At 53.4% G+C, this 11822-nt stretch carries 6 protein-coding genes and 4 pseudogenes; 5 read left to right on the forward strand and 5 right to left on the reverse strand.

All coding sequences use genetic code 11. The features are described 5' to 3' along the window. Positions 1-426: 426 nt before the first annotated feature. A complete protein-coding gene (locus QZ506_RS03650) occupies positions 427-1323 on the forward strand; it encodes a LysR family transcriptional regulator (protein ID WP_291969168.1) in 897 nt (298 codons plus the stop codon). A gap of 7 nt (positions 1324-1330) precedes the next feature. Here QZ506_RS03650 and QZ506_RS03655 read toward each other — a convergent pair. Both QZ506_RS03655 and QZ506_RS03660 read right to left on the reverse strand, forming a co-directional pair. Continuing rightward, positions 1331-1912 (reverse strand): annotated as a pseudogene (locus QZ506_RS03655) (NAD(P)H-dependent oxidoreductase). 237 nt (positions 1913-2149) lie between these two features. Beyond that, positions 2150-4543 (reverse strand): TonB-dependent receptor, encoded by a 2394-nt coding sequence (locus tag QZ506_RS03660; RefSeq protein WP_291969158.1) that lies wholly within the window; start codon positions 4541-4543, stop codon positions 2150-2152. Between the two features lie 336 nt (positions 4544-4879). Between QZ506_RS03660 and parC the strand changes: the two genes are divergently transcribed. The 3 genes from parC (at position 4880) to ftsP (ending at position 9494) form a co-directional block, all read left to right on the forward strand. Next, on the forward strand, positions 4880-7138 hold the full coding sequence (gene parC / locus QZ506_RS03665; RefSeq protein ID WP_291969160.1) for a DNA topoisomerase IV subunit A: 2259 nt from the start codon (positions 4880-4882) through the stop codon (positions 7136-7138). Between the two features lie 148 nt (positions 7139-7286). Beyond that, positions 7287-8024 (forward strand): 1-acylglycerol-3-phosphate O-acyltransferase, encoded by a 738-nt coding sequence (locus QZ506_RS03670; RefSeq protein ID WP_291969163.1) that lies wholly within the window; start codon positions 7287-7289, stop codon positions 8022-8024. A 63-nt stretch (positions 8025-8087) separates the two neighbouring features. Beyond that, positions 8088-9494: a cell division protein FtsP gene (gene ftsP, locus QZ506_RS03675; RefSeq protein WP_291969165.1), complete on the forward strand. Its 1407-nt coding sequence runs from the start codon at positions 8088-8090 to the stop codon at positions 9492-9494. A gap of 202 nt (positions 9495-9696) precedes the next feature. On the opposite strand, the pseudogene QZ506_RS03680 reads toward ftsP, so the two are convergent. Continuing rightward, positions 9697-10730: pseudogene (locus tag QZ506_RS03680) on the reverse strand (alpha/beta hydrolase fold domain-containing protein). Between the two features lie 29 nt (positions 10731-10759). After that, complete coding sequence (locus QZ506_RS03685; RefSeq protein ID WP_291969166.1) at positions 10760-11266, reverse strand: phenolic acid decarboxylase; 507 nt, start codon at positions 11264-11266, stop codon at positions 10760-10762. 101 nt (positions 11267-11367) lie between these two features. On the opposite strand from QZ506_RS03685, the pseudogene QZ506_RS03690 reads away from it, so the two are divergent. Then, positions 11368-11685: pseudogene (locus QZ506_RS03690) on the forward strand (LysR family transcriptional regulator); the annotation flags it as partial. Between the two features lie 53 nt (positions 11686-11738). Here QZ506_RS03690 and QZ506_RS03695 read toward each other — a convergent pair. Then, positions 11739-11822, reverse strand: a pseudogene (locus QZ506_RS03695) (lipoprotein); the annotation flags it as partial.

Genomic DNA, 11822 nt, shown 5'->3' on the forward strand with positions numbered 1-11822 from the left:
AGGTCTCCATGGGACTCCTGCTTTTTCTCTTTCTGGCCATCGTTATCTCCATTTCAGTAGAAACTGCGAATGGAGAGGAGGTTAAAAGAGTTAAGTCCCGGAGTGATCGATACGACGCGAATCAGTGATCGACCTTTCATACGAAATCGTGATCGATTGTCATGCGAATCACTGATCGATCACGATGCGAATATGCAACTGCGCGTTCAGTGTGGTGTTGCTGCTCATTGCGTCGGTTTTCCCTTGGTAAAAGAGTGCGTCTTGCAAATGGTGTAGCATTTGCGCAAAACGAAAATTTTTTGTGTTAATGTTTTGTGATTTTGATCAACTTTTTGGCTGGTGACGTGCCAATCAGGTTTTTTTTATTTATTAAAACAACCGGTTATGATGACGTTATCTGAGGCAGAGAAACGGCAGCGAGAAGCGATGAAAGTCACGCTGGAAGAGTTGCAAGCGTTTGTAGTGGTCATCGACAGCGGGTCGATTACGGCAGCGGCAGAGCAGCTGGGGCAGACCGCCTCCGGTATCAGCCGCGCGCTGCGTCGGCTGGAAACCAAGCTGGACACCACACTGTTGCACCGCACCACACGCCGTCTGGCATTATCACAGGAAGGCGAGCTGTTTTTGGCGCAGGCGCGTGAAGTGATCGCTTCAGTTGAACTGGCGGAAGAGTCGATGTCTATCGGGCGTGAGCAGCCTTGCGGCACGTTGCGTGTTAATGCTGCTTTCCCGTTTATGCAACATGCGATTGTGCCCCTTATCCCTGAATTTCGCTGCATTTACCATCATATTCAGCTACAACTGAACACAGATGACGTCTTTATTGATTTATTGGAGCAGCATACTGACATTGCTATCCGCATTGGCACCCTGCGGGATTCCAGTATCCATGTCCGTTTGCTGGGCAGCACGCGCACGCGGATCTTGGCCAGTCCCGATTATTTGCAACGCCACGGCGTTCCGCAGAGCGTAGAAGCGCTGAATAATCACGTATTATTCGGTTTCACCCATGTGGATGCGCTCAATGTCTGGCCGGTACGTAAAGCCAACGGTGAGTTGTACCGCATCAAACCCGCGCTGGTGGCCTCGAGCGGTGAAACGCTGCGCCAACTGGCGCTGCGCGGGGAGGGTATCGTCCGTTTGTCTGATTTTATGACACAGGACGATCAGAAAAGCGGACGATTAGTGCCGGTGTTGGCGCAACAGACGATTGAAACGCGCATGCTGGTGAACGCGGTTTACTACCGCAACACCAAGCTGACGGCGCGTATCAGCTGTTTTCTCGATTTTCTCAGCGAGAAGATGGCGCACCAGCTGCTTTAGGTAGCGTTCAGGCGAATACTCGGGTCAAATGTTCGCGGTATTCAGCAAGATAGCGATCCACCTCTGGTTGCTTGATCACATCATTGCAGATAAAGGCCGGCAGCGGTTACAGGCCGATAAACTGGTTGGCTTTGTGGAACGGCAGGTAAACGCCATCAACACCGACACCGTGAAAGAACTGGTCGGGATCGGTAAAGGCTTCCAACGGCGCGTTCCAGGTCAGGGGCAGCATATAATTCCGCCCTTGCAGCAGACCGCAGGAGCCGTATTTTTTTCTGGCGTCTGAGCGGGTGCGGCCATCGCTGGCATAGAGCGAGCCGTTACCGTGAGTAAACACTTCATCGACGTATTTCTTCAGGATCCACGGCACGTCCATCCACCATCCCGTCATTTGATAAATGACGGTGTCTGCCCACAAAAAGAGCTGTACCTCTTCGTCCAAGTTGTAGCCCTGATCTACGTTGGTCACCTGTACGTTATGGCCCTGTTCGCTGAGCAAGGTGGCGGAAAAATCCGCGAGCGTGTTGTTCAATTGGCCCTTGGAGTGACCAAAGGATTTGCTGGCGTTGATCAGCAGAATGTTTTGCATGGTGACGATGATCCTGATTGCTTAATGAAAGTAAGGCAGTGTAGTGCGCAGGCTCAGGATGAAAAACGGGGGGTAATGACACAACACTCTTGACTGGTAGTCAATAAAACAGGGGTTTTATGCATCGAGGGTCGGGCAACCAATAAGTAAAAAAGGCAGGTAAACCAATGTATCAGCTTTCCTGCCCTGAAGAGGCGTGTTCGATGTTTATCTCATTTCACGCAATAAACGTAACGATTAGAAATCCACACTCATGCCCAGTTGGAAGGTGCGTCCCGGTGCAATCGACAATTGCTGATTGTAATAGTGTGCGTTATTGGGGTCGGCATTGGTCGGTGCCTCAATGTTGCGGCTGTTTTGGTAATTCCAATATTTACGGTCAGTCAGGTTGTAAATACCGCCGTTGACGCGCACGTTTTTGGTAATACGGTAGTACGCGGTCAAATCCACCAAACCATAGCCCGGCACGCGCATAAAGGTGTAATTGTCGGAGCCAAGCACATTACCGTTGCGCACGCGTTTACGGCCTGCGGCGTAATCAGCGGTTTTTCCTTTGGTAAAGGTGGTGATCAACGCAGCGCCATAGGTGTTGCTCGGATCGTCATAGGCCAGCCCAACCACGGCTTTTTGTGGCGTGACGGTATCGAGATTGACGTAGCGGTCACCGGAGGCGCTGGATTTCGAGGCACCTTGGGTATAGCCGTAAGCTAGACGGGCGCTGAACCCTTTGGCCTGTTCAAACCAGGTGCCCAGTTCGAAACGTGCACTCAGCTCGCCACCGTAGATATAGGCTTTATCGCGGTTTTCGGTGAGATAGAGGGTACTGATGGTGTTTGGCAGATTGACAAACAGGTCGGGATTTCCTGCACGGAGATAGTAGCCATTGGCGATAAAGTTTTTGTAATCGTCATAGAACGCGGCTGCGCTAAGCGTTACCCCCTCTACAATACGGCCTTTCAGCCCCAGCTCATAATTATCGCTGGTTTCGGTTTTCAGCTTAGGATCGCCGATCGTGGCATAAAAGCTTGAGATGCCCTTATAACCCAAGGACCAGGCACCATACAGTTGCCCTGCCTTCGGAAACTGAGCGCCGCGCTTATACTGAACATAGGCCAGCAGATCCGGTTTCAGATTGTACTGGAAGGTCAGCGCAGGCAAGATCTGGCTGTCCGCGTTGGTGCCGTACATATTGGCAGTGTTATTTGCCGTTACTCTGCCATTAGTATTGGTAAACAGGTTATCGGTATTTTCTGGCTTGGCGTGTTGCCAAGCGAAACGCACCGCAGGGATCACTGAGAAATCGCGCCCAGCCACATCCCAGGTCATCTTATCCTGCACAAAAGCACCAGCATTAATGATTTTGCTGTCTGCTTGAGGGCGGCCCAATTGAATAGGTATCCCGCCTGCCACAATGTTTTGTGCTGTCAGCGGTCTTTCGGATTCAGACTGGCGAATGTTTACACCATAGCTAACTCGATGATTACGCCACTCTTTGGTCGCTTTGCTTTCCAGCCCAAGGGTGTTGGTATCGTAGCCGCTCCACACCTGAGTCGGTGACGCAGCATTGCTGACGGTGTAGTCGTGGGCTTCGGTTTTGCTAAAGAACAGTTTGCTGTTCAGGCTGTCGAACAGCAACCCGTCAGTTGGCGCATACAGATCGGCAACGCTCACGCCCCAACGGCGCGTTTTGCTGTCCTGAAATGAGGTGCTGCCATCACGATAAGAACTGCCAGAGCCTTCGACATTCCAGGTGGGAAAGTTGCTGTGGTTAAACTTCTCGTAATACTCCACCGTGCCGGTTAGCTGGTGCAGGTCGGTTGCCTGCCAGATTCCAGAGGCCAGCACGGCGTTGGAGTGCCAGTTGGCCGGATTGCTGTCGATGGTAGCATCACGGTGGTTTTCGGTTTCATTACCGTCGCGGCGGCTGTAGACCACCACGCCGCGCAGGGTGTCGTCACCGCCAGCGGCGGTAATCCCGTTGTGGAAACTGCGATGGGCGGAGTCATACCCGGCCTGATAGCCAAAATAGCTGTGTTTATCGCTGCTGAGGAAGTTATCCGGCGATTTGGGCATAAATGAAACCGAGCCGCCCAAGGCATTATTGCTGTTAGACACGTCGGTAGCGCCGGAGGCGATATCAACCGAGCCGTACAGGTAGGGATCGAGGTAATCACCGCGGCCGATGCCGGTGCTGCCTGCCTGCACGCGACCGCTCGGCGTGGAAGTACCGCGATCGGTTCCTGCGGGAAGTTCAACGCCATCGATATCGATAGAAACGCGGTTGTTTTCCAGCCCGCGAATGTTGTAGCCGCTGTAGCCACCGCGATCGTAGCTGCTTTTGCCTGCGGTAGCCCCGGCGCTGACGCCCGGTGCGCTCACTAGCGGCTGATAGCGCATGATATTGCCGAAGGTATTACCACCTTCTTTCAAGAGGTCGTTGGCTGTTGTCAGGGTGGTTTTCGTGCCCGCTTCTCGCTTTACGCGGGGAGAAAGTACCGTCATGGTGTCCTGGGACTCTTTCTGTGCAGTATCCGATTTGCCCTGCGCGCTTTGCGCCGCATTGGCATCAAATGCCAAGCCGGACAGGACGCCGGTCAGCAAAATGTCATTCAAATTCTTATGATTTAACATGATAGAGCTCTTGGGTTCGCGATGGTTTGGGTTAGTAAAAATGGTGGTGCCGATATTGTCATCGGTGCGGTAGGATGCCGCACATAGCTAAATGATAATCATTAGTAGATAGCAAATATAATCATTATCACCACGATTGCGGCATTAATATTTTTTAATGCAGGAACTCAACGACGATTGATAAAGTGTTAAGGGAGGAAGACACCTGAGGTTTGTGACAGTGGCTGGCAAGATGCTGTACTATCTGCGCATACATACCGCGCGCGTTGCGGGAATTAACCCTTTTTAGATGACCTGTTTTAGCATGATCATTGAGTCACCGCGTAAGGATTATCGATGAGTGAGATAACTCATGACTGCGCAGAACGTCTTGCGCTGCATACGTTTACAGAAAATGCGTACCTGAACTACTCCATGTACGTCATCATGGACAGGGCGCTGCCTTTTATTGGTGACGGCCTTAAGCCGGTGCAACGCCGCATCGTGTATGCGATGTCGGAACTGGGATTGAGCGCCAGCGCCAAGTTTAAAAAATCCGCCCGTACCGTGGGGGACGTGCTCGGGAAATACCATCCGCACGGTGACAGCGCCTGCTATGAAGCAATGGTGCTGATGGCGCAGCCTTTCTCTTACCGCTATCCGCTGGTGGACGGCCAAGGGAACTGGGGGGCTCCGGACGATCCGAAATCCTTTGCTGCGATGCGTTATACCGAATCGCGCCTTTCCAAATACGCCGAAGTGCTGCTGGGCGAGTTGGGGGAAGGCACCGTCGAGTACCAGCCCAACTTTGACGGCACCTTGCAGGAGCCGAAAATTTTGCCTGCGCGTTTGCCCAACATTTTACTTAACGGCACCACTGGCATTGCGGTCGGGATGGCGACGGATATCCCACCGCATAACGTGCGTGAAGTGGCGGCTGCCGCCGTTGCGCTGTTGGAAAAACCGGAATCATCGCTCGACGATCTGTTGCTGTTCGTCCAGGGGCCGGATTTCCCCACGGAAGCTGAAATCATCACGCCGCGTGATGAGCTGCGGCGTGTCTATGAGCAGGGGCGTGGTTCCGTGCGGATGCGTGCTCTGTGGAAGAAAGAAGACGGCGAAGTGGTGATCACCGCGTTGCCGCATCAGGTCTCGGGTGCGAAAGTGTTAGAGCAGATCGCCAGCCAAATGCGGGCGAAAAAGCTGCCGATGATCGATGATTTACGCGATGAATCGGATCATGAAAATCCGACGCGTCTGGTGCTGGTGCAGCGATCTAACCGGATCGACCTCGATCAGGTAATGAATCACCTGTTTGCCACCACCGATCTGGAAAAAAGCTACCGCATCAACATGAACATGATCGGTCTGGATAACCGTCCCGCTGTGAAAGGGCTGGTGGAGATCCTGAGCGAATGGCTGGTGTTCCGCCGTGATACGGTGCGCCGCCGCCTGAACTACCGTCTGGAAAAAGTGCTCAAGCGTTTGCACATTCTGGAAGGTTTGTTGATTGCGTTCCTGAACATTGATGACGTTATCCATATCATCCGCACCGAGGATGAGCCCAAAGCGGAACTGACGCGCCGCTATGGCCTGAGTGATACCCAGGCTGAAGCCATTCTGGAATTAAAATTGCGGAATTTGGCGCGCCTGGAAGAGATGAAAATCCGTGGCGAGCAACACGATTTGGAAAAAGAGCGCGATCAGCTTCAGGCGCTGCTGGCATCAGAACGTAAGCTTAACAATCTGCTGAAAAAAGAGATTCAGTCGGATGCTGAATTGTATGGCGACGATCGCCGTTCGCCGCTGCATGAGCGTGCGGAAGCCAAGGCCATGAGTGAGCACGATTTCGTACCGTCTGAACCGGTCACAATCGTATTGTCAGAAATGGGCTGGGTGCGTAGCGCGAAAGGGCATGATATCGATCCTTCCGGGTTGAGCTTTAAAGCGGGCGATAGCTTCCGCGCCGCCGCGCGCGGCAAGAGTAACCAGCCGGTGGTGTTTATCGACTCCACGGGACGTAGCTATGCGCTCGATCCGATCACGTTGCCGTCGGCGCGCAGTCAGGGTGAACCGCTGACGGGCAAACTGACGCCGCCTCCGGGTGCCAGTATTGAGCATGTGCTGATGGCCGCGGATGAACAACGCCTGTTGATGGCGTCCGATGCTGGCTACGGGTTTGTTTGTACGTTCAACGATCTGGTGGCGCGCAACCGTGCCGGTAAGGCGATGATTACGCTGCCGGACAACGCCAAAGCGCTGGTACCGATCGTGATAGAGCGTGAAGATGACCTGCTGATGGCGGTCACTGCTGCGGGTCGCGTGTTGGTGTTCCCGGTGTCCGATCTGCCCCAGTTGTCGAAAGGCAAAGGCAACAAGATCATCTCCATCTCCTCGGCGGATTTCTCGGAAGGCAAGGATCGCTTGGCTCTCCTGTTGGTGGTGTGGCCGCAAGCGACGGTGAAACTGTATTCCGGTAAGCGCAAAATTGTGGTGCGTGCAAGCGAACATCACGGTGAGCGGAGCCGTAAAGGCACCTTGCTGCGTGGGCTGCAACACATTGACCGCATTGAGGTTGATGCGCCTCCAGCGCCAAAGGATGACAGCGAGGAGTAATGCGTTGCCTGATATCACCCGATGGCGGTATCAGGCATCTCCCCCTTTGTTACCTGGCCGATGGCACGGGTACCACGGCAAAGGATTACCCGTGTGTTTTATGCCGAAGTCGCTATACTAGCGGCGGCGGTTGGCTTATGAGGTCGTTATGTTATTCATTATCCGTTTTGTGGTAGTGGTGATTTTTTCCATTCTGATTTGCATGTTCGGTACAATTTACTGCCTGTTTAGCCCGAAGAATCCGCGCCACGTGGCGACCTTTGGTCATGCGTTTGGGCGGCTCTCTACCCTGTTTGGTCTAAAAGTAGAAGTTAGAGTGCCTGCGGATGCGGGAAACTATGGCAACTGCATTTACATTGCCAACCATCAGAACAACTACGATATGGTGACGGCGGCAAATGCGGTGCAGCTTGGCACGGTTACGGTCGGTAAAAAAAGCCTGGTGTGGATCCCGTTCTTTGGTCCGCTCTACTGGCTGGCAGGTAACTTACTGATTGACAGAGAAAACCGCGCCAAGGCGCACGGCACTATTGCGCAAGTCGTTCAACACATCAAAGAGCGCAATATTTCTGTCTGGATGTTTCCAGAAGGTACGCGCAGCCGTGGTCGTGGGCTAATGCCGTTCAAGACCGGAGCGTTCCATGCCGCGATTAGTGCAGGCGTACCGATTGTGCCGATTTGTGTGACCGATACGCATAATAAAGTCAAACTGAACCGGTGGAATAACGGTCATGTTATCGTTGAAATGCTGCCACCGATTGATGCCTCTGCATACGGTAAAGAGCAGGTGAGAGAGCTGGCCGCGCATTGTCATGATGTGATGGCAGCGCGTTTGGTTGAACTGAATGCTGAAGTGGCTGAGCGGGAGAAAGCGGCGAAGCGTTAATGTTTTTTACGCCCTCTGCGTTGGCGGGCGTACACGGTTGGTTAGCAAGATTACGGAGTTTTTATGTCACTTAGCCGCCGTAAGTTTATTCAGGCATCGGGGCTTATTGTGTGTGCAAGCGGACTATCTGCGACGGCGCAGGCAAAGGGTAAGCAAAATGCGCTACCTATCCCGCCGCTGTTGGAGTCTCGCCGTGGGCAGCCGCTTTTTTTGACCATGCAACGCGCGCACTGGGCGTTTTCCAGTGACCGTAAAACCTCAGTGTGGGGCGTTAACGGACGCTACCTCGGCCCGACGGTAAAAGTGTTCAGCGGCGATGATGTCAAACTGATCTACGGCAACCGCCTGAATGAGCAGGTCTCCATGACCGTCAGCGGCTTGCAGGTGCCAGGCCCGTTGATGGGCGGCGCTGGGCGAATGATCTCCCCGGGGACCGACTGGGCTCCCGTGCTGCCGATTCGGCAGGCAGCGGCTACCTGCTGGTATCACGCCAATACGCCGAATAGTATGGCACCGCAGGTTTATCAGGGACTGGCCGGACTTTGGCTGGTAGAAGACAGCACCAGCAGGAGCCTGCCTATTCCGAATCACTATGGCGTGGATGATTTTCCTCTGATTATTCAGGATAAACGCCTAGATAACTTTGGCGTTCCGGTCTACAACCCGCCCAGTAGCGGAGGCTTCGTTGGTGATACGTTGCTGGTAAACGGTGTGCAAGAACCGTTTGTCGAAGTCTCACGCGGTTGGGTGCGTCTGCGTTTTCTGAATGCGTCGAATGCGCGCCGTTACGTGATGCGACTGAGCGACGGCCGTCCGATGTACCTTATCGCCAGCGATTTGGGTTTTTTACCGCTGCCGTTGGCGCTGAATCAGGTTTCCCTTGCGCCGGGTGAACGTCGTGAAATTCTGATTGATATGTCCCAGGGCGGTGAAGTGACCTTGACGGCAGGCGATGCGGCAACGTTGATGGAACGACTGCGTGGCTTGTTTGAGCCCTCCAGCATCCTGGTGTCAACGCAGATACTGACGTTAAAACCCACCGGTTTTCTGCCACTGGTGACGAACAATCTTCCCGCCCGTTTGCTGACGGATATTGTGCTGCCTGCCAATATCAGTCGGACGCGGGAGTTCCGTCTGGGTGATAGCCTGCCGGGGATTAACGGTGCGATGTGGGATATGACGCGCACGGATGTTCAAACGCAGGAAGGACGCTGTGAACGCTGGATCGTTCACGCCGATTCACCACAGCCGTTCCACATTCAGGGCGCGATGTTTTTGGTGCTCAGCATCAGCGGGGCTGCTCCTGCTGCCGATCAAAGTGGCTGGAAAGACACGGTGTGGGTGGACGGCGATGCTGAACTGTTGGTTTATTTCACCAAATCGTCATCGGCATCATTCCCGTTCCTCTACTACAGCCACACGCTGGAGATGGCGGATCGTGGTTCCACCGGACAGTTGGTGGTGCAGTAAAATGGCACTATAAGGGGGCGTAGACCCCTGCGGTTGCTGATAAACAGCCCAATGCTCACCGTCATTCCCGCCCACCACTGTCATTCCCGCGCAGACGAAACACGTTTCTTCTCACAGAGATCCCCGGCTTTCGCCGAGGATGAAGATGGGGAAAGTGACTTTGCCAGCCGTCTAAGGGAGGCTGCTCCCCCTTTGTTTTGTATTACAGATTGGCGTTTGGGTTACTTGGCGTTGCTACGGCAGGTGTGGCAGCAGAAACCTTCAGCGTCTGTTTGAACCACTCCACCACACGATGAATCAGCGGCTCTTGATACCACGGCAAATCGCCGTGATTCGCCCCTTCCAGCAACACATACTCTGCTGGATTTCCGCCCTCTTTTAATGCCCTAAACAACTGAGCACTTTGTACCGGGGAAACCAGCGTATCCGCGCTGCCGTGCATGATCAGGAACGGCGGTTTTTTGCCGCGAATGTGCCCCATGGGGCTAGCGTTAAGGGCTCTTTTCTCATCCTTGCCGATAGCAGCACCGGGGAAATCGCGGAAGGCTACACCGTTAACTAACAGTGCTTCGGTTGACGCAGGTGAGCGGTGTACATCCTGAATATTCTCTGGGAAGCAAGCGCCGATGTTGAGCAAATTCGAGAAACCATAAGGGTTACAACTGCTTGCACATCTGAGTTTTGATCGAGATATTCTCCTTTATCGAAGGCTTTCTCACCATTTGTAGTACCTAGCATTTGTGCCACATACCCGCCAGCAGAATCCCCTAAAACGCCGATGCGCTGCGGATCAGTGCCGTATTCTGCGGCATGCGCGCGCAGATAGCGCACTGCAGATTTACCATCGACCACCGGCGCGGGAAAGGTGTCCGGTACTACGCGATATTCTGTTGCCGCAACGACAAAACCGGCTTGTGCCAGCGCCAGACGCATCTCAGTGTATTTCTCATATTCGGCTAAAATCAGGCCGCCGCCTGGGAAGTAGACAATGGCCGCTTTTAAGACATGCGTGCGAGGCACCAACAAAGACATTTTCAGTTGGCGTACCGAGCGTGTGCCCCTGATTTGCGAGTAGACAACGTTGCTGAGCGTGTCGACTTGCCCACGGGTAACCGGAACCTGAATCACTTCGGCTCCTAGGGTGTTTCCTGGGAGTTGCTGTGGTGCTGCATAGACGGACGTGGAGGCGATGCCTGTCACTATCGCACCAATCAAGGCAATCTGTTTTATTTTCATAACCTTCCTTAAGCGATTGTGGTGTAGGGTTATTTGAGGTTTTCAGGAAAATTGGCGGGCAGTTCGCTGGCTGGGCAAGCGATCACGCTCTCGTTATCGGGGCCGCAATCACGCACAAAAGTAGTGGTGACAAACTCGTCGATCACTTCCGTTGGGTAGGCCGGGCCCGCAGCGCGGTAGGCCTCCATGGTTGGGATATGATCGTTTTGGAAGCACACGGTTTTTTGCGGATCGTTGATAACCCAACGCGGGAAGAATATGGTGCCGTGGAACAGGCGATCGCCCAGATTCACGATCAGGCTGACATCGGTGCCCGTCGGTTCTGTCCACGAAATTTTATAAACGCTGTGGGCAACGCGAACGATGTGGGCAAACTGATCCTTGACCCAACGGTTAGCGACGATGCAGCTGTGAATGCGGTAATCAAGCGTGTGATCGTTCTTCACGTAAATCTCATAATTCCAGCCATTATCGTAGGTATAAACCAGATGTTTGCCGACAAAATAGCTGAGATCGTGCTTATCAAATGTACTCATGGTCCTGCTCCTTTTGTTCTTGATGTCAGGATCATATTGCGTCACTCTGTGAATTAATAACGCTGATTTTTCATCTAATTCATCCAAAATGTAGATTGATTATGCACAAGACAACGCTAGAACAATGGTTCTTGCTGGATAAGGTGATTGAGTTGGGGTGCTTTGCGCGTGCGGCGCAGGCAACTCACCGCAGCCAGTCTTCGGTAAGCTACAATCTGGCGCTGCTTCACGAGCGCCTTGGTGTGGCATTGCTGGAGGCTAAAGGCCGCAAAGCGGAGATAACCCCTGCCGGCGCGCTGCTGCTGGCGCAGGTCAGGCCGCTACTGAATGCCTTTCATTATGTGGAAAAGCAGGCGGCCACGCTTAAAAAGGGGGTACGCACGCGTCTCGACCTGGTGGTCGATAGCATATTTCCCCGGCTTTGTTGAATAAATCAGAACTTGTAACGACTGCGCCCCATACTGGTCGATTGTTACGTGATGCGAATACTGTTCGGCATTCCTAATAGCGTGATCCGGTTAAGCGCTTTGACCATGGCCATGGCTTCACCCACCTG

It is taken from the genome of Candidatus Symbiopectobacterium sp., assembly GCF_020054415.1.
GTDB lineage: Bacteria > Pseudomonadota > Gammaproteobacteria > Enterobacterales > Enterobacteriaceae > Symbiopectobacterium.

Coding starts and splice junctions, on each gene's coding strand:
- QZ506_RS03685 (WP_291969166.1), bottom strand. CDS start 11,266: ATGAGTACATTTGATAAGCACGATCTCAGCTATTTTGTCGGCAAACAT.
- ftsP (WP_291969165.1), top strand. CDS start 8,088: ATGTCACTTAGCCGCCGTAAGTTTATTCAGGCATCGGGGCTTATTGTG.
- QZ506_RS03660 (WP_291969158.1), bottom strand. CDS start 4,543: ATGTTAAATCATAAGAATTTGAATGACATTTTGCTGACCGGCGTCCTG.
- parC (WP_291969160.1), top strand. CDS start 4,880: ATGAGTGAGATAACTCATGACTGCGCAGAACGTCTTGCGCTGCATACG.
- QZ506_RS03650 (WP_291969168.1), top strand. CDS start 427: ATGAAAGTCACGCTGGAAGAGTTGCAAGCGTTTGTAGTGGTCATCGAC.
- QZ506_RS03670 (WP_291969163.1), top strand. CDS start 7,287: ATGTTATTCATTATCCGTTTTGTGGTAGTGGTGATTTTTTCCATTCTG.